The sequence below is a fragment of the Streptomyces poonensis genome (assembly GCF_014650915.1).
Classification (GTDB): Bacteria; Actinomycetota; Actinomycetes; order Streptomycetales; family Streptomycetaceae; genus Streptomyces; species Streptomyces poonensis.
In genome coordinates, this window is the sequence record NZ_BMVW01000014.1 from 65390 (window position 1) to 87149 (window position 21760).

At 73.3% G+C, this 21760-nt stretch carries 15 protein-coding genes; 5 read left to right on the forward strand and 10 right to left on the reverse strand.

Annotated elements, in window-relative coordinates; all coding sequences use genetic code 11:
• Window positions 1-35: 35 nt before the first annotated feature.
• From IE242_RS27765 to IE242_RS27785, 5 genes are all read right to left on the reverse strand, one after another.
• Complete coding sequence (locus tag IE242_RS27765) at window positions 36-404, reverse strand: hypothetical protein (RefSeq protein ID WP_189863993.1); 369 nt, start codon at window positions 402-404, stop codon at window positions 36-38.
• Between the two features lie 2896 nt (window positions 405-3300).
• Entirely contained in the window at window positions 3301-3459 is a 159-nt protein-coding gene (locus tag IE242_RS27770; protein ID WP_189863995.1) for a DUF6760 family protein, read from the reverse strand.
• A complete protein-coding gene (locus tag IE242_RS27775; protein ID WP_189863997.1) occupies window positions 3456-3956 on the reverse strand; it encodes a zinc-ribbon domain-containing protein in 501 nt (166 codons plus the stop codon). Before IE242_RS27775 ends, IE242_RS27770 begins: the two co-directional genes overlap by 4 nt.
• Window positions 3953-4393, reverse strand: coding sequence for a phage tail protein (locus IE242_RS27780; RefSeq protein ID WP_189863999.1), 441 nt, complete (start codon window positions 4391-4393; stop codon window positions 3953-3955). Before IE242_RS27780 ends, IE242_RS27775 begins: the two co-directional genes overlap by 4 nt.
• 35 nt (window positions 4394-4428) lie before the next feature.
• Window positions 4429-5988: a phage tail sheath family protein gene (locus tag IE242_RS27785; protein ID WP_189864001.1), complete on the reverse strand. Its 1560-nt coding sequence runs from the start codon at window positions 5986-5988 to the stop codon at window positions 4429-4431.
• A gap of 244 nt (window positions 5989-6232) precedes the next feature.
• Here IE242_RS27785 and IE242_RS27790 point away from each other — a divergent pair, with 244 nt between their 5' ends.
• Window positions 6233-8296, forward strand: a complete 2064-nt coding sequence (locus tag IE242_RS27790) for an eCIS core domain-containing protein (RefSeq protein ID WP_229859525.1) — start codon at window positions 6233-6235, stop codon at window positions 8294-8296.
• A gap of 55 nt (window positions 8297-8351) precedes the next feature.
• Here IE242_RS27790 and IE242_RS27795 read toward each other — a convergent pair whose 3' ends face one another.
• From IE242_RS27795 to IE242_RS27810, 4 genes are all read right to left on the reverse strand, one after another.
• Window positions 8352-10502 (reverse strand): AAA family ATPase, encoded by a 2151-nt coding sequence (locus tag IE242_RS27795; protein WP_189864277.1) that lies wholly within the window; start codon window positions 10500-10502, stop codon window positions 8352-8354.
• A 20-nt stretch (window positions 10503-10522) separates the two neighbouring features.
• The gene (locus tag IE242_RS27800; protein WP_189864003.1) at window positions 10523-11230 is read right to left on the reverse strand and encodes a Pvc16 family protein; all 708 of its coding nucleotides are present in this window, start codon (window positions 11228-11230) and stop codon (window positions 10523-10525) included.
• Entirely contained in the window at window positions 11227-14475 is a 3249-nt protein-coding gene (locus IE242_RS27805; RefSeq protein ID WP_189864005.1) for a DUF11 domain-containing protein, read from the reverse strand. The genes IE242_RS27800 and IE242_RS27805 overlap by 4 nt, the downstream gene beginning before the upstream one ends.
• A 196-nt stretch (window positions 14476-14671) precedes the next feature.
• A complete protein-coding gene (locus IE242_RS27810) occupies window positions 14672-15391 on the reverse strand; it encodes a helix-turn-helix transcriptional regulator (protein ID WP_189864007.1) in 720 nt (239 codons plus the stop codon).
• 202 nt (window positions 15392-15593) lie between these two features.
• Between IE242_RS27810 and IE242_RS27815 the strand changes: the two genes are divergently transcribed.
• The 3 genes from IE242_RS27815 (at window position 15594) to IE242_RS27825 (ending at window position 18865) form a co-directional block, all read left to right on the forward strand.
• The gene (locus tag IE242_RS27815; RefSeq protein WP_229859527.1) at window positions 15594-16967 is read left to right on the forward strand and encodes a COG1470 family protein; all 1374 of its coding nucleotides are present in this window, start codon (window positions 15594-15596) and stop codon (window positions 16965-16967) included.
• 467 nt (window positions 16968-17434) lie between these two features.
• Entirely contained in the window at window positions 17435-17827 is a 393-nt protein-coding gene (locus IE242_RS27820) for a DUF1330 domain-containing protein (RefSeq protein ID WP_189864009.1), read from the forward strand.
• 246 nt (window positions 17828-18073) lie between these two features.
• Window positions 18074-18865 (forward strand): bestrophin-like domain, encoded by a 792-nt coding sequence (locus IE242_RS27825; protein WP_189864011.1) that lies wholly within the window; start codon window positions 18074-18076, stop codon window positions 18863-18865.
• 338 nt (window positions 18866-19203) lie between these two features.
• On the opposite strand, the gene IE242_RS27830 is transcribed toward IE242_RS27825, so the two are convergent.
• A complete protein-coding gene (locus IE242_RS27830; protein WP_189864013.1) occupies window positions 19204-20475 on the reverse strand; it encodes an MFS transporter in 1272 nt (423 codons plus the stop codon).
• Between the two features lie 134 nt (window positions 20476-20609).
• Between IE242_RS27830 and IE242_RS27835 the strand changes: the two genes are divergently transcribed.
• Window positions 20610-21551, forward strand: coding sequence for a LysR family transcriptional regulator (locus IE242_RS27835; RefSeq protein WP_189864016.1), 942 nt, complete (start codon window positions 20610-20612; stop codon window positions 21549-21551).
• The last annotated feature ends 209 nt before the right edge of the window (window positions 21552-21760 follow it).

Genomic DNA, 21760 nt, shown 5'->3' on the forward strand with positions numbered 1-21760 from the left:
TTCCGTGCCCTCGTGCCCTTGTCCGCTTCGTGCCCTCAGCGGCGTCCGTCGTGGGGGCGGCCCACGCGTTCCCGGCCGCGCCGCAGCTCGGTGCGGAGCAGCCGGGCCACCGGGTCGATCAGACGGCGCGCCAGGTCGTCCAGGTCGAGGCCGGGATCCTGCGGTGCCGGTGTGGCGGCGTGCCGGGCCGCGTCCCTGCCGGAGGCGGACGACGCGGAGGCCGGCCGCGACCGGCCGCGCGCCGGTACCGCCTTGGCCGGTACGCCCGTGGGCAGGGCCGCACCGCCAGTGCCGCCGGTGCCGCCGATGTCACGCTGCACCGGGGGCACCGCCCGGCCGGTTCTGCCGTCTGCCGCCGAGCCGGAGACCGGGGAGGCCGGTGCGGCGGCTCTCCGCTGGACCACGGGGACGGTGGCACCCGGGTGGGGCGTTTGTGCAGGTGCAGGTGCAGGTGCTGTGGCCGTCGATGGGTGGAGGGCGGTCGTCGGGAGTGACCGGGGCGCCACGGCTGCTGCTCCGGGTGTCTCCCGTCGGGGCGGCGCGGGCCGGACGACGGGGACCCGTCGGCCGGAGCCGGGAAGGTCCCGCGAGTCGGGGGAGCTGGGGGAGTCGGCGGGGCTGGGGGAGCCGGGGGAGTCGGCTTTCCGTATGCCCGTGCCCGTGCCCGAACCTGCCGACGGCCCGCGCTGCGCGGTCGCGGCCCGCTGCACCCGTGGCCTCGCCGGAGAGACCTCGGACGGCGCGGAACCGCTCCGCAAGGTGATCGGGGCGGTCGGTACGTCCGGTGTGCCGGGCCAGCGCGCCGCCACCACGGGGCGACGGTCAGCCGAACGCGAGGCGGCAGGTGGGTCCACCCCCTCCGGGGCCCGGGTGTTCAGGGAGAGCGGGCGTGCGGCGAGCAGAGGAAGGACGTGAGGCGCCACCGGGGTCGAGGGTGCTCCGGAGCGGGGCGCGGCGAAGGAACGCAGGCGGGAAGGGCCGGAGCGGCTGGCGCCTCGGGTGCCTTCGGCCACGGTCCGCGCGACCACGACCGGGGTTCGGGCGATGGGACCAGTGGGATCGATGGGATCAGTGAGATTCGTGGAACCTGTGGGACTGGTGGGGCCGTGGGCCCGTTGTTCGCCGGAACCGGACCCGCCGGACGCCGTGCCGGCGGAAACCTCGCCCGCCGGGTGGTGGGGTGCCGCGGCCGAGGGCGGGGTCACCAGCGGCGTGGCGGTTCCGTCCCCGTGGCGGACGGGGCCGGGCTCCCGGGTGCCTCCGGGCGACGACCGGTCCGCGAGACGGCGCTGCACGTCGGCCGTTCCCAGCAGTGGCGCGTCCGCCCCGCGCTCTCCCGGTGTGCGCGGTGCGGTCCCGTCAGGTGTCGTGTGGCCGTGCGCGGTGAGCGGCGGCGCCGGGGCGCGCTGGACATCCGCGCTGCTGGACGCCGTACGGGAGGCGCGTCCGCCGGACGCGGCGGAATCGGGCAGGCCGGCGCTCGGCGGCAGCGCGGACAGCGGGGCGCCCAGGCCGCCGCGCGCACGTGCCCCGCGGCGGCCGGGGCCGGGGCCGAAAGGCCTGTGCGGGTCGTCGATCGGTGCGGCGGTGCCGTGGGCCGTGTCCTTCGCGCCGCCGGGAGCCGGTGCCTTGCGACTGCCGTCGTACGGGTCCGGCGTGCTGATCGTTCCTTCGGCGTGACGCTGGACGACGGGCAGCGTCGGACCGGACGCGGATCCGATGCCGGGCGCGGGGTGCGGAGCGGTCTCGCCCGGCAACGGCTGAGCCGTGGACGGCAGTTCGCTCAGCGGGGCGCCTAGGGGTGCGCGGCTCCTGCTCGCGGGCGGTGTGGCGGCGCGCTGCACAGGAGCGATGGCGTCCGCCGTCGTCCCGGCGGGTGCCGGCGAGGTGGACGAAGGGACGGGAACGTCAGGGGCGGTGCCGTCGCCGGACTGCGGGGCGGCGGCGGGCCGCACCGAGAGCACACGGCGCACGGGTCCGGCCGGGCGCCGGGCGACGGTCAGGCGCGGCCCCACCGGGTGAAGCCGGACGGCCGGGTGGGACACGTCCACATCGGTGCCGGAAGGACGGGGCTCCTGCGGCTGTCCGCCTTCCTGGGGGGACCGTGGCTCGGCCGTTCCCCTCGCGGCGCGTTGGACGGCCGGGCCGGACGGCGTACGCCTCCCGGAACCGGCCGGTGACCGCGATGCGCGCCCGGACTCCGCCGCGGGCGAGTCGGACCGTGCCCGTACGGTGGGCCTGCCCGGAGCGGACCGTGCCACGGCTCCGCCGGCGACCGCGCCCGGGACCACCGCCACACGTCGTACCAGAGGGATCTCAGGAACGGCCGACCGGACGCCGGTGTCTCCGGAAGTCACGACCGGGCCGGGGCCCTGCTGCACGGCTCGTCGGACGGGCGGGGCCGACAGGGGAAGCACAGTGGGAGAACCCGCGGACGTGAGGCCGCGGGTCCGTGGGGCATTCCCCGGACCGTCCGTCCCCGCGGTGCCGCTGTCGCCGTGACGCCCCTCGACGAGTGCCCGCCCGGCGCCCGCCTCCGCCGCTCCGGCGCCGCTACGGGAAGGCCGTACGGCGGGGAACTCCGAGCCGGACGCAGCCGTACCGGCCGAAGCCGTGCCGGACGGGGCCGAAGCCGTGCCGGACGCGCCCGACCCGGACAGCACCGGGCCGGACGACTGCGCACCCGGACGCGCCCGACGCGCGCCCTGCGATCCCCGCGCGGCGGACGGTGTCCGAGCCGCACTGCCCGAAGTCGCGCCGTCCGGAATCCCGGTGCCCGCCGTCCCGGCGCCCGCACCCCCGGCATCCGGTGCACGGCCCTGTTCCAAGCCGTCCGCCCCCTGTGGGCGCACCGCCCGGAGCAGCAACGGACCCCCGCCGGTGCGAAGGGCGGGCTGCGGGGCGGCGGCCGGACGTGTGACGCCGCGCACCAGGCCGGCCGGCGCCGTGGGCAGTACGGCGTGGCCGAGGCCGGTACCGAACGACGGGTTCTGCCAGGCGGTCAGGCCCGCACGGAAGGCGAGGCCGTCGCTGACGCCGAGCGGGGCGCGGGAGACGGTGAGGTCCGGCGCCGTGGTGCTGCGCCAGCCGCCGTCCCAGCCGCCAGGCACGGAGGAACCCGGGACGCCGGGCGCGCTCCGCTCCGGTCCGTCCGGGCCGTCGCTGGACGGACCGGCGCTGGACGGACCGGCGCTGGACGGTCCGCCTGCACCGGCGCCGGAGCGAACCCCGTGCCGCGCACGGCCCGCGGTGTCCGCTCCGGCGGCCCGGCGGCGCAGCCAGTCCCGCCATGCCATGTGATCAACCGCCTTCGTTCATGCGGGTGTTGATGCGGGCGATCTCGGCCACCCACTGCTGCCGTTCGCCGTGGGTGAGGTCGAGGATCTCCTCACGTGGCCAGTGGAAGTGATAGGCGATGTACGCGATCTCCTCCCGGAGCCGGGGAAGCGCGTACGTCACGATTCCCCCAGGCGCCCACCCGAGAGGTCGACCTCGAAGCCGCCCTCGCAGTGCGGGCAGGTCACCGCCGCGCGGGTGTGGCCCTCGCTGTTGACGCGGCGGTAGAAGTCCTGGAGGAAGGCGACGTCGGTGGCGTACATCCGTTCCACGACGCCGGCGTGCACATCGGTGATCGAGCCGATCCGGGTGATCACCTGGCTCAGCAGCACCACGCTCAGGTACGCCGGGTTCTCCTTGACGCGCAGGTCGATCTGGGGCCGCAGCTCGTCCCGGGCCGTGGCCAGCCGCATCGCGCCGTGGCGGTGCACCGTGCCCGCCTCGTCGACGTACCCGCGCGGCAGCTCGAACTCGAACTCGGTGCGCAGCCCGCTGCTGTCCTCAGGGCGTGGCGGGGCGGCGGCCGGAGTGGGGGCCGCCGCCTGCTCCGGCGCCTGGGCGGGCGCCGTCACCTGGAGGAGATCCTCCAGGTTGCCCGCCGTCACCGTACGGCGCCTCATTCGACGACGATCTCCTCGAACGTGATCGTGACCGACTCGGTGGCCGGGGACGACTCGCCCGCCTTCAGGGACGGGCCCTCCCACTTGGAGGCCCAGCCCTGCATCAGCTGGATGCGGCGGACCGTGTTGCCCTCGGTGTCCTTGATCTCGATGGTGAGGTTCTGCCGCGCGGTGTTGACGGCGCCGTTGTTGAGGGTCTCCTTGATCCAGTTGGTGAACTCGCTGCTCTGGTCGAGCCCTCGGGTGATCGTGATCTCGCCGGCCTGCCGGGCACCCGGCTGCTTGCGGATGATCTGCTTGCCCTCCGCGGTGACCTGCTTGACCTCGACGACATCCTCCTCGACGGTGAACCCGCTGATCTCCTGGATCGACTCCACCAGGTATCCGCCGAGCTGCACGCCGAAGACGTGGGTGGAAAGCGCATCGCCCGTTGCCATGACTGTCTGTCAACCTTTCCTTGCAGACCCGCGGGTCACTCGTCGATGAGGCTGGTGGTGTCGGAGAACTGGGCCAGCCGGAAGACCACGAACTCGGCGGGCTTGACCGGCGAGACGCCGATCTCGCAGACGACCCGGCCCTGGTCGATGGACTCCTGCGGGTTGTTGTCGCGGTCGCACTTCACATAGAACGCCTCGTCGGCGGTACGGCCGAACAGTGCGCCCCGGCGCCATTCCTCGGTGAGGAACGCGGTGACGTTGCGGCGGATGCTGGACCACAGCCGGTCGTCGTTGGGCTCGAACACGACCCACTGGGTGCCCAGGAGGATGGACTCCTCCAGGTAGTTGAACAGGCGGCGCACGTTCAGGTAGCGCCAGGCCGGGTCGGAGGAGAGGGTGCGGGCGCCCCAGATCCGGATGCCGCGGCCGGGGAAGGCCCGGATGCAGTTCACGCCGATCGGGTTGAGCAGGTCCTGTTCGCCCTTGCTGAGGCGGAGCTCCAGGTCGACCGCGCCGCGGATCACCTCGTTGGCGGGCGCCTTGTGCACACCGCGCTCGGCGTCGCTGCGCGCCCACACACCGGCGACGTGACCGCTCGGCGGGACGGTGGTGTTGCGTCCGAGGGCCGGGTCGAAGACCCGCACCCACGGGTAGTAGAGGGTGGCGTACCGGGAGTCGTAGCCCGCCTCGTCGTTGCGCCAGGTGCGCACCTGCTGGGCGTTGAGTCCGGGCGGGGCGTCGAGGACGGCGACGCGGTCGCCCATCTGCTCGCAGTGCGAGATGACGGCGAGCTGCACGGTGCGCACGCCCTCGGCGTCGATGTCGCCGCGCTGGTAGGCGCCCATCAGGTCGGGCACCGCGACCATGGTGATCTCGTCGATGGTCTCCAGGCCGCCGAACCCGGTGCGGGCCGCCGCGTCGCCGACGTACTCGGCGGGGTCGATGCGGGCCGGCTCGCCGGAGCCGCTGGAGGCGGGGGCGCCGGCGGCGTCGGGGATCGCGAGGGTCTGGGCGGCGGGCCTGGTCTGGGACGCGCCGCGCTGCTCGGTGACCTCGATCAGCCGGGAGGCGCGGGCCTGGGTGACCCAGTACCCCTTGACGTTCTTGCGGGTGGAGGCGTCGTACGTCTCCGCGACCTGGTCGCCCTGGCGGACCAGGATCCTGAAGCGGTCCTCCGGCGGGTTCTCGCCGTCGACGTCGGCGACCTCCACCGACACCCCGGTCACGCCCGGCCTGGCCGCGATCAGGAAGCCGCCGAGCTCCACCGGCCGCACGGCCTTGTCCTCCCGGCCCCGCTGGGCACCGTTCGCCGACGGGGCGCCGGTCTCGGCCGCTCCGCCGATGCGCACCACGTACGCGGCGCCGCCGCCGTTGGAGAAGTACCCGTAGACCGCGTGGGCGAGATAGGTGCCCTCGGTGAAGCCGCCGAACACCTGGGTGTACTGGTCCCAGCTGGTGACCAGCGTCGGGGCGTGGAACGGGCCCTGCTCCGCGAAGCCGACGAACGCGGCGACGGCCGTGCCGACCCCTTCGATCGGCCGGGCACCGGACTGCACCTCCTCCACGTACACGCCCGGGGTGAGGTACGTCGGCATGCTCGCTCCTTAACGTCCTTGCGGTCACCTGTGTCCAGGCCGAGTCTGCGGACCGGACCGGCGCGGCGGCAGGGACCCGCGGACCTGCCCGGGGGCAACACATCTGCCTCTACGGACGCCCCACGCTGACCGTCCGGACGTCGCTCATCCTTGCCCTCGTGCTGCCCGTCCGGACCTGGACGCCCCGTTCGCCCCCGCGGTGAAGTGGAGAGCCGCAGCACGGGCGCCGACGAGGAGGCAGCGGGTGCAGACTTCCAAGCCGCGCACCGGCCGGACCGAGGACCGACAGCCGGCGCACGGCCAGGCCACCGCCCGGCGGGAGACCTCCGGGAACGGCGCCGCCGTACCGCCCCCGCTCACGGCCGCCGCGCTCCGGGCCGCCCAGGGCGACGCGGGCAACGCCGCGGTGACCGGCATGATCGCCCGCCGTGCACGTACCACGGACGCCCCGGAACAGCCCGGCACCGAAGTGCACGACGTCCTGCGCTCGGCCGGCAGACCGCTCGCCGGGCCGCTGCGCACGGAGATGGAGTCCCGGTTCGGCACCGACTTCTCCGGCGTACGGCTGCACACCGGCGCCGTGGCGGCCCGCTCGGCCCGTGCCATCGGCGCGCGCGCCTACACCTCGGGCAGCCATGTCGTCCTCGGCGACGGCGGCGGCGACAAGCACACTCTCGCGCATGAACTCACCCACGTCGTCCAGCAGCGGCAGGGGCCGGTGGCGGGCACGGACCACGGGAACGGCCTGCGTGTGTCCGACCCTTCGGACCGGTTCGAACGGGAGGCGGAGGCGAACGCGCACCGGATCATGGCGGGCCCCGCGCCCGTGCAACGGGCCGAGGCGGACACGGCGGCGTCCGCAGGGACGGCGCTCGCCGGGACGGCGTCCACCGGGGCGGCGTCCTCTCGGTCGGCGGTGATCCAGCGCAAGGGCCACGAGGCGCTCTCGGGCAAGCTGCCGGCCGCGGGGTCCGGCAGCGGCTCCCTGCCGTCCTTCCTCAAGGCCTGGGGACGCGCGCCCGCGCAGGAGTCCCCCGAACTGACGGCGATCCGCCGGGGCATCGAGCGGTACGACGGAGATCCCAAGCGTGAGCCCATGCACTGTCTGCAGCAGCTGCTCGAACTGCTGCTGGCGGTCAGCAACGCCGAGGAGAACCTCGAAGGGAAGCCCGAGCGGGAGACCAGGCCCGCCAGGGAGTTCCTGACCGCGGCCCGCTCGGCGCTCAAGGCCGAGAACGACCTGGTGACCGAACAGATCGGCCGGGACAGCGACTTCCCCGCGGAAGCCCGCGCCCCCTTCGAGGCGATGACCGCGGGCGGCCTGCTCTGGAACGAGGAGACCTGGGCCGACAGCGCTGTGGCCTTCGCCATGAGCGGGCCGAGCTATTTCCGCGAGCTCTCCGAGATGAACCGGGCCGGTATGGCCAACGACATCAGGACCCGCGGACGCCAGGACTGGGTGAGCGACGTCGAGCGGACGCTGGCCGCCGCGCTGCGGCAGAGCGTGCTGTGTCACTACACCAAGGACGAGGAGCGGGCGCGACAGCTGAGCCGGGCGAACCAGATCAAGTCGAAGACGGAACTGCTGAAGGCGGACCCCGACGCGCCCAACAACTCCGAGGGCTACGACAGACACGTCCTCGCGAACGAGGGCTTCGTCTTCTTCTTCCTGGAGGCGCCGGGCAGCGAGTTCCGCGACACCCGGTTCGGGAAGGTCCGTTTCGAGATCCCGCTCGCGGACTCGCCCCTGGAGTCCCAGGGCTGGCTCATGCTCAGCGACTTCGCCCAGCGGGAGTACCCGACGATCCACGCCAAGCCCACCGACCCCGCGGCAACCAGGAGCCAGCTGCCCACCCGCAGGGAGAAGATGCCCGCCGAGTTCTCCCTGCCCGTGCGGAACTTCGACCTCGGAGCCGGCAAAGCGGACGTGGACCTCGAGAAGATCCTGGAGCTGTCCAAGCAGGAGCCGGACGAGCAGCGGGGAAGCCAGATCCTCTACGCCAAGACCCAGGCCGCGGCGGACGAGCACAGCACGATGACCTACGGCTCCGGCGCCCGGAAGAAGGAGTACAAGGAGCGGCTCCGCTCCAACACGCTGAGGGGCAGGGACATCGTTCCCGGCCTGGTGGACCGCGCGGTGCTGGAGATCATGCGGCTGGAGGAGGTCAACCCCGCGCTGGCGGACCGGCTGAAGAACATGTCCGGTACGGAACTGATGAACTTCCTCCTCAAGGACCTCCTGCGTCCGCAGGCGATGCTGCCCAACAGCGTGGACCTCAGCAAGGCCGTGATGCGGGTCAAGCCCTGACAGGGAGCCCTGACAGGGAGTCCTGGGAGGGAGTCCTGACAGGGCGCCGCCGGCCTCAGGCGCCGGTGGCCTCCGCCAGATACGGCCCGAACTCGCTCTCCAGGACCAGCCGCCCGAGCTTGCGGTACTCCTGGGCGATCGCGGCCACCGTCTGCCGCATCGTGAGCGGCTGCCCGGACTCCGCCGCGAGGTAGGCCGCGGTCACCGCGCAGGCCCGGATCGAGCCCCCGGCCAGTTCGAAGCGGTCCGCACAGAAGGCGAGGTCCAGGTCGCCGGCGCGGGGCAGACGGTCCCCCAGGCACCGCTCCCACAGGGCCAGCCGCTGGTCGGCGTCGGGCACCGGGAAGTCCGCCACCACGTCCAGGCGGCGCGTGAACGCCTCGTCCAGGTTGGCGCGGAGATTGGTCGTCAGCACCGCGATGCCGTCGAACGACTCCATGCGCTGCAGCAGGTACGCCGACTCGATGTTGGCGTGCCGGTCGTGCGCGTCCTTCACCTCCGAGCGCTTGCCGAAGATCGCGTCGGCCTCGTCGAAGAGCAGCACCGCGTTGACCGCCGACGCCTCGGTGAAGATGCGCTCCAGGTTCTTCTCGGTCTCGCCGACGTACTTGTCGACGACCGTGGACAGGTCCACCACATACAGGTCCATGCCCAGGTCCGCCGCGACGACCTCGGCGGACATGGTCTTGCCGGTGCCCGACTCGCCCGCGAACAGGGCGATCACGCCGCGCCCGCGACCGCCGCCGGGCCGCATCCCCCACTGCCCGAGCACCTGCTCGCGGTGACGGGCGCGCAGGGCGAGTTCGCGCAGCCGCCGGTGGGTGGCCGGCGGGAGCACCAGGTCGTCCCAGCCGACGTCCGGCTCCACCCGGCGGGCCAGCCGGTCCAGCCCCGCGCCGTTCTGCGCGCGTACGGCGGTGCGCAGGTCCTCGGCGCCGACCGGGCGGCCCTCGAGGGCCGCCGTGCGCGTCGCCACGTCGGCGGCCCGGCGCAGCTGGCCGGAGTCCAGGCGGTGCGCGGCGACCGCCCGGGCGAGCGCCTCCGCGTCGCCGGTCACGACGCTGGCGCCGGTCACGACGTCGTCACCGGTCAGGAGGTCGTCACCGGACACGCCGCCGTCACCGGCGGCCGCCCGGCCGAGGGCGTACCGCCAGCGTGCCGCCTGCCGCTCGGGAGACGGCGGCGGCACGGTCAGGACGACGGGGGTGTCGGCCGCCCACGCCGGGTCCCAGCCGACCGCGCCGTACGTCAACAGGGGGAGTCCTCGCAGCGCCGCACACAACGCCCGCAGCGTACGGGCCCGTTCGCCGGGCTCCTCGGGCAGCGCCTCCAGCGGGCCGAGCACGACCCCGGCACCCGTCAGGCGGGCCTCCAGGGCGGCGACCCGGGCGAGCTCGGGTACGTCCCCGGAGCGCCGGGCGAGCGCCGCCGCGTCCAGCACGAGCGGGCGCAGCCCGGCCGCGCGCAGGGCGGCCGGGGCCAGCCCCTCGGCGTCGCCGCCCCGGCTGCGCAGGAGGACGAGACCGGCGCCGGTCCCCGCCGCGGCCGCCGCCCGGTGGACCTCCGCCGCGTCGGCGGTCGGGTCCTCCCGGGCCTCGTCGAGCACCCCGGCGAGCCGGACGTCGGGCCGTACGTCGCCCAGGAGGTGCGCGGTGACCCGGTCGGGGACCACCAGGACCCGGGACAGCGGCGGCCGTTCCGGCTCGGTGACCTCCACCAGACCGCCCGCGACCAGCGGCGCTCCCGGGGCGAGCCGGAAGCGGGCGGAGGACGCCCCGGCGAGCCCGCACAGCTCCAGGGCGAGCCCGACCGTGGGCCGACGGCGCGTCAGGTCGTCGTTGAGGTAGCCGTAGAGCCGTTCGAACCGCGCGTCCAGGTCGGGCGCCACCGCGATCAGGAGCAGGTCCAGGTCCAGCGAGGACAGGCCGAACCGGACGGCGAGGCCGCCGAGGACGGAACCGGCCGGTGGCCGCCAGGGTTCGTGGGCGGGTACGTCGAGGCCGCCCGGCTCGTCCAGGATGCGGGCCGCCGCCTCGGGTGTGAGGTACTGGCCCCGGTACGGGTCGTCGGGGTCGGGATCGGCGGCGCGGCGGACCGCCACCGCGTGCCGTACGCGCTCCTCGACCAGACGGAGCCGCGTCCACAGGTGGTCCACGTCGGCGGGGACGGCTTCGGTGCCGGGGCGGGCGGGGACGCCGTCGGCCACGGCGGTCTCGACAGGGTGAGTCACGGCTGGCGATCACCCCGGCGGCGGCGTCGTGCGGGGGCGGACGGCCGCTCACGCGGACCGGCGAACCCCTCAGGACCGGGATCCCCTGTCTCCGCGTAGCGCAGCCGACGCCCCGCCACCGCCTCACCGTCCTCACGCCGGACGGCGGAGCGCACCACGAGCCCCTCCGTCACCGGCGGCGCGGCGGCCCGGCTCACCCCGGCGAGGGGCGCGCGCACCCGTACCCCGAGCGACGCCTTCAGCTCACCGCCGAGCGCCGACCACACATCGGCGGCGGACGGCGCGTCGGCCGCGGCCCCGGCGGTCTCCAGGCCCACGGTCAGGCCGAGTTCGGCGAGCGTGCCCGTGAGCAGCCGCTCGGGCAGCACCTCGGTGGCCATCAGCGTGGCCAGTACCTGCGACAGCAGCCGGTGCTCGTCCTGCGGGCGGCTCGCCCACGCCGTGACCAGGTACGTCAGCTCGAACCAGCGGGGCGGGACGCGCCGCGCCACCACGTGCCCGTCCGCGTCGTACACCTCGCCGCCACCGCTGCCGCGCCGGGCGGCGTCCTCGCGGATGTCGTACAGGAAGGCGCAGACCGTGGGGCCGGTGCGGCGCGCCGCCCAGTCCCGGGTGGGGGCGTCGAGGACCACCTCGACGCCCGACGCCTCCAGGCCGGACTCGCCGAGCAGACGGCGCAACCCCTCGTCGACCTCGTGGATCATCGGCGGGTCACCTCGTCGGGCGGCTGCACGCTGCCGGTGACCACCAGGAAGTCGGTGGTCACCGGCGAGAACCAGGAACCCCGGGCGGTGATGACGCGCGGCCCGGTCTGGTCCTTGGCGAGGATGAGCAACTGGCCGATGAACGTGCCGTCCGGCTGCGGAACGGTCGGTGCCGCCGCCGCGGTGATCCCCGGCTTCCAGGTGAACCGCACCGGCACTCCCGGCGGGAAGTCCTTGCCGCGCACGGAGGTGACGAAGCCGGGCTTGCCGATGTCGGGAACCGCTTCGATACGCGGCTGGAGGATGCGCAGCCGCTCCCGGGCGGTGTTGTCGCTCCGGTCGGCGTCCGTGCCGGTGGTGGTGAGGTTGCCAGTGGCGTTGCCGGTCAGTGCCTTGTCGGGGCTGAGGACGACCCGGACCACGGTCCTCTCGCCGGGCTCCAGGTCCGGCAGCGCGCACACCCAGGAGGCGTCGCAGCCCGGCGGCGGTCCGTTGTCCGGGACGCCCGCGGGCAGGCCGATACGCAGCCGCAGCCCGGTGGCCAGCGCGTTGCGGCCGTTGCGCACGGTGTACGTCACCACGACGCGCCCGCCGACGTAGCCGGGGTTCGGCTGGGCCGTGACGCGCACTCCGGGTCCGGCCGCGGGTTCCTCCGGCTCCGGGGGCACGGCGGGCGGCCGGGGCGTCGTGGGCGGTGCGGAGGTGGGCGGCGCCGGGGTCGTGGGCGGTCTTGATGTCGGTGGCGGAGTCGTCGGCGGCCCGGTGGTCGGCGTGGGGGTGGGCGAGGGCGAGGGCGGCGGGGCCTCGCGCACCGGTACCACGGTGCGGCCGGAGTTGTCGCTGGGCTGCGGGTCCAGGACGGTGCCGGCGACCGACCAGCCGACCGGCGCGTCACCGGGGGTGACTCCGGTGAGGGTCACGTCCACCGGGACGGTGGTGCCGGGCTCCACCACGCCGACGTCGCACTGGAGGGAGGCGGCGTCGCAGGTGTCCTTGGGCCAGGTCATCCCGGTGATCTGCACGCCGGGCGGCGGAGCGACGGTCAGCCGGGTGCCGGGGGAGGCGGCGGGACCGTTGTTGACGACGTCGACGCGGATCGTGGCGGAGTCGCCGACGGTGACCTCCGGGGCGGTGCCGGGCGCCCGGACCGCGAGGTCCACGGACTGCTGGACGCCGGGCTCCTTCTGCCGGCCCGGGAGACCGGTGGTGAGCGGGGTCAGGTCGCCGGACGCGATGTCCAAGTGGTTCAGTTTCTCGGGGGCGTTGATGGGGAGGCCGGCCCGGGAGCTGAACACCAGGCCGGTGCCGTCGGCCGTCCAGGCGGCGTCGCGCGGCTGGTACGGGCCGGTCGCCGAGGTGTCCGGCAGCTCCTGCCGGCAGGCGTCGGGGCGGCCGCGGGCGGTGGTCGGCAGCAGTACCTGGCAGCTGTTGTCCGACAGGGAGGCCAGGAGGATGCCGTTGCGTGCGTCGGCCCGGCCGCCGCGGTTGAAGGCGATGCTCAGCCCGTCCGGGGAGAACGCCGGGCTGTCGTCGACGACTTGGCAGCCGGGCGGGCAGACCGTGGCGCTCAGGTCCTGCTGCTGGTCGAGGTCGTCCTGCTGGTCGAGGTCGTCGACGAGCACCGTCCAGACGTGCTTGTTGCCGCCGCTCCCGGAGGCCGCGTGGTTGCGGGTGAAGGCCAGGGTGGTGCCGTCGGAGGACCAGGTGGGCTGGGCGTCCTGCCCTTGGAGCTCCACCTCCGGTGGCACGACCTCGCCCGTGATCTCCCCGGTGGCCACGTCCGCGACGAGGATACGGCTCTCTCGCGCGGCGTCGCCGACACCGCCCGGTGAGATCCGGGTGAAGGCGAGGCGCCTGCCGTCCGGGGAGAACGTCGGGTCGGTGTCCCAGTCCGCCGGGTCTCGTCCCTTGAGCGGCAGGAGTTCCTCGTTCGAGCCATCGGCGTCGACCATGTAGATCCGCTGGACGCGGCGGCCCTCGTCGTCGTCCTCGAAGCGGGTGAACACGATCCGGCGGCCGTCGGGGGTGTAGTTCTGCCGCTCGGTCCAGGGGTCGAACTCGGCGGAGGTCGGCCGGAACAGCGGATCCTCGGTGGGATCGGTGCTGGTGTCGGCCTTCGGGTCCTCCCTGAGGAGCGGCCGCAGCCCCAGGTCACGGGGGTCGGCCCCGTCCGACCGGACGTCCTGGAGGGTCACCTCGTTCGGTTTCTGCGCCGTGACACGCTCCACCACCGGCCGGCCGCCGTCGGCCGAACCGAGCCAGGTGGGCGAGAGGACCTCCCTGTTCTCGTCGAGCACCACCTCGGGATCGCTGTTCCGGTGCTGCTCCGCCCTGTACACATGGTCCCAGTTGCTCGGGCAGGTACAGGTGACCTCAGGACTCAGGAACAGCAACCTGTCCCCGTCGGGCATCCACGCCGCCCCGCGGGCATGCCACTGCGCGTACGAGCCCCCGAGCCACGGTCCGTCGGTGTCACCGTCCGTCATCCGCAGCCGGGGCTCGCCCCCCTCGGCGGTGGCGGTGTACGCGATCCGGTCCTGGTGCTCCGCGTCGTCGACCGGGTTCCACACCGGTTCGGTGGCCGCGCCGTTCGCGGGGTCGGTGATCCGGGAGGCGGCGCCGCCGTCCAGGGGCCGTACGTAGACCTGCTGTCCGACCGACGGGTCGCTGTCGCTGGAGTACGCCAGGCGCTCCCCGTCCGGGGAGACCGTCGGCCACTCCTCGTCCGAGGCCGTGTCGGTGAGCTGGGTCAAGTCGTCGCCGTCGGTACGGATCGACCACAGGTCGCGCTGTTCCCGCCCGCCCGGGCCACCGGGTCCGGCCGAGTCGAACACCACGGCGTCGCCGTCCGGCGTCAGCCGGGGGTGCGCCACGTCCATGCCTGTGGTGAGACGGAGTACCGAACCGTCGGCGGACCGCAGGTAGACCTGCGGGTCCCGCTCGTCACGGCGGCTGGCGAAGACCAGCGTGTCGCCGAGGGCGGACGGCTGGACGTCGTAGTGGGCCGGGCCCTCGTCGAACAGCGGTGGGCTGGCCTTGGGTTTGTCGGCGGCGACCTGCCCGAGACTGCGGTGCCGGGTACCGGCGTACGTCACCCGGGTGTCCGCGGCGTCGGCCACCCGCGGCCCCGACGCGTCGTCGCTCTGCCCGGAGGCGGCCGTCACCCCGAGCAGCGGAACCAGCAGCAGCAACGACGTGCCGAACCTGCCCGGGCGGTGTCGCCCGCCGGGGCCAGCGGTTGCCATCACAGTTCCCCTCGCGTTTCGGTGCGGCGTTCGGACGTGCCCCGCCACCCTGCACCGGCCGTGCACGGCGCGGCAGGGCGGCGGGGCCGTACCCGGGGGAACCGTGTGATGTGCTTTCGGGCAGTGCCGGTTTCCCGGCCCGCCGTCAGATCCCCGTCACTTCTCCGTGAAGTCCCCGGGGTCACCGAAGTCCCCGTCAGATCAGCCCGTTGCGCAGGGCGTAGCCGACCGCGTGGGCCCGGTTGCGTAACTGCAGCCGCGTGGTGATCTCGTGCAGCACGTTCTTCACGGTGCGTTCGGAGTACGAGGTCTTGCGGGCGATCTCCGCGGTGTCCAGGCCCTCCGACACCAGGCGCAGCATGTCCGCCTCCCGCGTGGTCAGCGTGGACAGGGACATCTCCCGCGAGGCGAGCGGCGAACGCTGGAGGCCGCCCATGTGCGTGAGCAGCTTGCCGAGCAGATCGCCGGGCAGCACACCCTCGCCGTTGGCCATCGCCAGGACCAGGTGGAGGAGCCGGTCCTGGTCGGCCTCGGCACGCCGCAGCACCGCGGACACACCGCACTCGATGACGCGTTGCAGCGTGCCGGAGCCGAGGGTGCCGACCACGAGGCCCGTACGGGTGGCGGAGTTGTGCCGCAGCCGGTGCAGCAGGGCGACCACGTCGTCGTCGACACTGTCCACGACCACCAGTGACGCCTGGGCCCGCCCCGCGTCGGCGTCGTCGAACAGGTCGACCTCGGGGCGCGGGCGTAATTGCTGCACGACGCCGACGCGCAGGATCGGATCGGCGGCGTAGACGGCCACGGTCACCCGGCCGGGGCGATCGGGCGCCGAGGTGCGGGACGTGGACCTGGTCGGTGCGGGCGTACGTGACGTGCCGGCGGACACGGCCGGACTGCGTCTCTCTGGGGACATGGGGGGCTACCTGTCTTGTAGGTCCGTGAGGTGACGCGGAGACGGCCTGACCGCGCCGATGCGGCGCACACAAGGTGCCGGAGTGCCGTGGTGACGCGCCATCACAAGGGAGTTCGGTCATTGCTTACCGGGCACTACGACTGCCCGTGTGTTGCCCTCGCGCTCCTCGTTGAGCTCCCGGGCACGGTCTTACCGTCGTGATGTGACGCCTTCTGCAGCCTCTTCCGGTGCCGGTGCGCCCGGTCTCGACATCCCGGCGGTGACGGTGGCGCCGGGCGGTACCGCCACGACCAGTGTGACAGTCCGTAACGACAGCGACATCGTCGAGGCGTACAGCCTGGAGATCGTCGGGGACTGCGCCCCCTGGGCCACCGCACAGCCCCCGCGGGTCTCCCTCTATCCCGGCACCTCGGAGACGGTGACGATCCTCCTCGAACCGCCGCGCTCTCCGGAGGTCCGGGCCGGTGAGGTACCCCTCGGTGTGCGGGTCCTGCCGACCGAGCACCCCGAGTCGGTACGGGTCCTCGAGACCACCGTGCGCGTCGAGGAGTTCCGGGAGCTGCACACCGAGCTGGTTCCGCGTCGTCGGCGCGGCTGGCTGCGCGGCCGCTACCGGCTGGCGGTGCGCAACCAGGGCAACTGCCCGGTACGGGTGGGCTTCACCCCCGGCCAGGCGGGGGAGGAGCTGGCGTTCGCCTTCAACCCGGCGCAGTCGGCGCTGGAGCCGGGCGAGTCGGCGGAGGCCGGGCTGCGGGTCCGTACGGGCAGGCCGGTGTGGTTCGGCGCCCCTGTGGTGTGGCCGTTCACCGTGGACACCGCCGAGACCGGCGACGAGGAGGCGGAAGGACGGCAGGAGGCGGCACGGCAGGACATGACCGCCGTCCGCACGCCGCTGGACGCGGAGTTCGTCCAGATACCGATCTTCCCCAAGTGGCTGCTCGCGGTGCTCGCGGCGCTGCTCGCGCTGCTGCTCGCCTGGTTCGCCCTGGTCCGTCCGGCGGTGCGCAGCGCCGCCGAGGAGGCGGCCACCGAGGCGGTCCAGCCGCGTCCCACGCCCCCCGGGGAGGACGGCGGGCAGGGTACGGACACCGGTTCCGGCGACGGCTCGGACACCCGGCCCGGTGGGCAGGGCACGGATGCACCGCCCGGTTCGGCCGGTGACGGTACCTCGGCCGGTGGTGACGCCGGGACGGGCGGCGGTACGGCGGCCGGCGCCGGCCGGCAGAGTTCGGCGACCATCGATCTGGAGACGTCCGACGGGGAGAGCGGAACCGGTACCTACCAGGTCCCCGAGAACAGCGTCTTCGGAGTCACGGACATCGTCGTCGCGAACTTCCAAGGGGACGAGGGGGTGCTGACGATCTCCTTCGGCGAACGCAAGATCACCACGATCGCGCTGGAGACCTTCCGCAACCAGGACTATCACTGGGTGACCCCCATAGAGATCCCTGAGAACGACACCGTGACCGTCGAAGTGACCTGTGAGAAGCCGGGAACACCGGCCACCGGCCGTCGGGCGCAGAACTGCCACGAAGTCCTGAACGTGAGCGGTGTGCTCAGTCGTACCACGCGATGAATCGCGCCCCACGTTTCACACCAGGTTGGTCGGTGTACACGCCAATCTGTAAGAGTGGAATCTCGTTCCGTCCGGAAATCGATATTGTGGGGCCGAAATCAGGCTCTGTCCCGGCCGGGAGTGTCCCGCTTCGCCATCGGATCTCCGTCCGAAGACCGAAAAATGCGATCAACTGATCCGATCCGTCGATCCGTCGATCCGTCGATTCCCACCGGGGCACGCCGTCGGCCGAGCACAGTGCGGCGATCGAAGAACGACACCAGGACCGGTGGCATACACCCGGCGCCGAGGACACTGCCCGCTGGGACCGGCGATCCGCCGGCTGCCCGGTTCGGGCGGCAGGCCCCGGCGCGACGACCAAGGCCGGCGGTCGCGATTACTGACGGGGTAATCGCGCCCCTCTGCCGATTCCGGCTACGTTCCGGCCGTCGCCCCCTTGGTACGAACGGAACGAAGGAGCCCGACCGTTGCCCGCTTATGGCTTCGCCCATCTCCGCAGCCGCCGCCGTCATGCCGACATCATCGAGTATCTGGAGCGCATCCAAGCCACCCTCGCCCCCTTTGCCGGCCGATTCCGTGTCCACGGCCCGCCGGCCGAGGTGTTGGAGGGAACCTGGCCCGGCAGCATGGTGCTGATCGAGTTCCCCGGCCTGGCCGAGGCCCGCGCCTGGTATCACTCACCCCAATACCAGGACATCCTGCGGCTGCGTACGGATCACATCGACGGCGATGTGCTGCTGATCGAGGGCGTCGGACCGGACTACGACCCGACCGAGCGGGCGGACAAGCTGCGCGCCGAGGCCGGGCGGGCGGAACTCCCCGGAGCGTCTCCGCAGAGTGCCGACACCCGGGCACGGTGAACGACAGCCGTACTGAGCCCGCGTAGGAGCTCGCTTCCCACGGTGGCGCGGGCGGCACCCGCAGTGCCGCCACCTACGACGGCAGCAGCTCCGCGAGCTCCCGCCCGGGTCTCCGCGGACCGTGGCAGTCAGGTGACGAAGCCGGCCGGTCTCTCACTCGTCGGTGTGAACTGTCGGCGCGCTTACGTGCTGGTCCGTCGATGAGGGGCGCTGTCGGCGCGTGCGGCGTGCCTAGACTGCGCGCTCATGTCATTGTGGCTGCTCAACCATTTCAGCACCTCCGCCCTTGCCATGGTCACCGTCGGCGTGACCGCCCTGCTGGCGGTCGCCGGCAGCGTGCTGGTACGGCGCAGATATCCGGCGGTCGTCGAGGGCGAGCACAACGACATGGTCGGCGTGACGCTGGGCATGTTCGGCGCGATCTACGGAATCATCCTCGCCTTCGTCATCGTCACGCTCTGGACGCAGATGGACGACACCCAGACCATCGTCGCCTCCGAGGCCACCGACGCGGCGCTCATCGCCCGTGACGCCGCTGCCTTCCCCGCTCCGGTCCGCGCCCGCCTCGACTCCGCGCTCAGCGGGTACGTCCACGCGGTCGTCGAGAAGCAGTGGCCCCTGTTGCGTGCGGGAAAGCCGAGCTACGGAACCACGGAGAGCCACCTGCGAGACGCCTTCGAGGTGCTTCAGGCCTACGAGCCGAAGAGTCGGCGCGAGCAGGTCTTCTACCAGGAGGCCGTCACCAACATCAACGACATCGCCGCCCAGCGCCGTGCCCGCCTGACCATGGCGGAGCAGGAACTCCCGCCGCTCCTCCAGGTCCTGGCCTTCGGCGGCGCGTTCGTTCTGATCCCGCTCACCTTTCTGTACGGCGTACGCAGCTTGCGCATCCAGCTCCTCTTCGTCGCCTCGGTCGCGGTCCTCATCGGCTTCAGCCTGCTGCTGGTCCTCGTCCTGGACCGTCCCTTCGCCGGTGAACTCAGCGTGAGCCCGGCCCCGTACCGGCAAGGAGCCCTCGCCCAGTACTGGGCCCCTTGACCCGGCTGACGCACCGTCCTCCCACCCGACCGGGCCTGCCTCGACGCCGGCGGGCCGAACACGGAGACGGTCGGCATGCGTGAGCTCTCCGGGTGTCGCTGTCGCTCGCTTCAACGGTCTGCTCGGCGCTGGTGACGGTCTGCTCGGCGCTGGTGACGGCCGGCCGGTGTGCGGCCGCCTCTCCGAGCACCTGGCCGACATGGTTCCGGTCCGGACCGACAGCCCTCGGCTGACGGCGGGGGCCGTCACCGAGATCCGCCGGGAGCACCACGCCGTACGCCCTGCGGACCCGGACAGGGGCGGCGCAGCCCGGTCGCGGTGACGATCGCGACGGCCCGTCAGGTACGGCTCGGTGTCGGCTCCGGCCCGGAGAGAGGTGTTGCCGCGCGGCGGGGGAGCAGCAGTGGGGTCGCCAGTAGGAGCACGCCGGCCAGGCCGATGGCTGTACGCGGGCCGAGCAGGCTGCCCAGTACGCCCCAGAGGGCCGTCAGGAGCGCGGTCGTGGCCTTGGTCGTCACCGTCCAGGCGGTCAGCGTGCGAGTGACCCGGCCGGTCGCGGTGCGCTCGAGGCGGTAGGTGGCGTGGACGGGGTTGAAGACCCCGCAGCAGAAGATGAGCCCGAACTCGACGCCCGTCACCAGCAGCAAGCCTCCGGTGCCAGGTCCCAGGAAGGCCAGGCCGACGGGCCAGAGCGCACGCAGGGCCCCGGCCACGACCAGGACCTGGTACTGCCCGAACCGGGCGACGAGCGGCCGGGCCAGCCGCGCACCGAGCAGCCCGCCGATCGAGGGCGCGGCGAAGGCGAGGCCGTACTGCCAGGGTGCGAACCCGAGCCGCTCGAGCATCAGGACGGCCAGCAGCGGTGAGACGGCCATCACCAGGCCGTTGAACAAGGCGGTGTTGAAGAGCAGGGGACGCAGTGCCGCGTCGGCGAGGATGTACCGCCAGCCGTCGAGCAGGTCCCCGGCCCGCATGCGGGTGGCCTGCCGGCGCTCGGGCCGAGGCTCGTGCCCGCCCATCGCACGGATGCCCAGGGCCGAGAGCAGGTAGCTGACCGCGTCGGCCACCACCGTCGCCACCGGACCGAGGACCCCGATCGCCGCGCCGCCCAGCGGGGGCCCGATGATCGTGCTCGTCCAGGCCGTGGACTCCAACCGGGCGTTGGCGATGAGCAGGTCCTCGGCCGGCAGCAGCGTCTTCAGATACGCGCCGGAGGCGGCGCGGAAGGCGATGTCGGCGGCCGCGACGACGACCGAGACCAGCAGGAGCTGAAGGAAGGTGAGCACGCCGAGCGCGAACGCGGCGGGGATCGTCAGCAGCGCGGCGCACCGCACCAGGTCCGTCGCGATCAGCACCGGCCGCTTGCGGCGGAACTCCACCCACGGGCCGAACGGCACCGCGACGGCCGCGCCCACCGCGGCCCCCACGGCGGAGAGCACGGCGACCTCGGCCGGCCCGGCGTGCAGCACCTGGATGGCGATCAGCGGGAACGCGCCGAAGGCGAGCCACGTGCCGAGCGTGCTGGCCCCGTACGCTCCCCAGAGCCACCCGAACCGCCGCCCCAGCCGACGATGCCCGAGCAGCTGTCCCAGCCGGTGCTCGCTCCTCATGCCCGACGCCCTTCGCCACTCACCCGCACAACCGATCCGCGATCGGAAGCATCAAAGCGAGCGCCGTGCCCAGGGATCAAACAACCGCAGAGCCCATCGGCCACAACCAGCGGTTGTACCTCTAGGGTGTCGGCATGGACCTCGACCTCGACACCGTGCGGACCTTCGTCGCCGCCGCCGACGCGGGGCAGTTCCAGGAGGCCGCCGCCGAGCTGGCGGTCACCCAGCAGGCCGTCTCCAAGCGCATCGCCGCGCTGGAGCGCAACCTCGGCGTGCGGCTGTTCACCCGCACCGCACGCGGCGCCGAGCTCACCATCGACGGGCAGGCGTTCCTGCCCCACGCGCGCGAGCTGCTGCGCGTCGCCGAGCGCGCGGTCACGTCCGTGCGCACCGGCCGCCGTCCGCTGCGCGTCGACGTGATCGCCTCGCGCGGTGCGGCGACGGGCCTGATGCGCGGCTTCCACCGCGTGTACCCCGACATCGAACTCGACGTGGTGATGCTGTTCGACATCGATACGGCCGTCGCCGCCATCCGGTCCGGTGCGATCGACGCGTCCTTCCGCGCCGTCGCCATGCCCGGCCGGCCCCTCCCCGAGGACATCGAGTCCGTCCGGGTGCTCGACGAGCCGCTCCAGCTCCTCACCGGCCCTGCCCACGCGCTGGCGGGCGCCCGGTCGGTGACCGTCGCCCAGCTCGCCGGGCACCGGATCTGGATGCCCGGCGTCGTCCCCGGTACCGAGTGGGCCGCCTACTACGACGACCTCGTCGCCGAGTTCGGCCTCACCATCGAGGCGACCGGCCCGAACTTCGGCTCCGACGCGCTCCTCGACACCGTCGCCGACACCCCGGCCCTGGCCACCTTCATGGGCGAGCAGATGCGCCTCGTCTGGCCCGCCGGCCACGGCCTGCGCCGTATTCCGCTCACCGACCCGACCCCTGTCTACCCGCACTCGCTCCTCTGGCACCGCGACAACCCCCACCCGGCGCTGGCCACCCTCCGCGCCCACCTCGCCGCCGCAGCGGCCGGCCTCGACGCAGCCGGTACCTGGACGCCGAACTGGGTGACTCCGCGCTGAACGCTGCCGCACCGGACCGGACCGTGACCGGGGCGTCCCCGTGGATCGCGCCGTACATGGGAAGACACGATCAGGTGCCGCTCCGAGCAACGAACGTCTGCGCATGCGCGTGGTGCACGGCGCGGGAAGATCTCACGGACGAACAGTGGGCGGTCTCAGGCCGACGCTCAGGGCGGGAACACACGCGCTGGTCGCCGTGCTGACGGTTC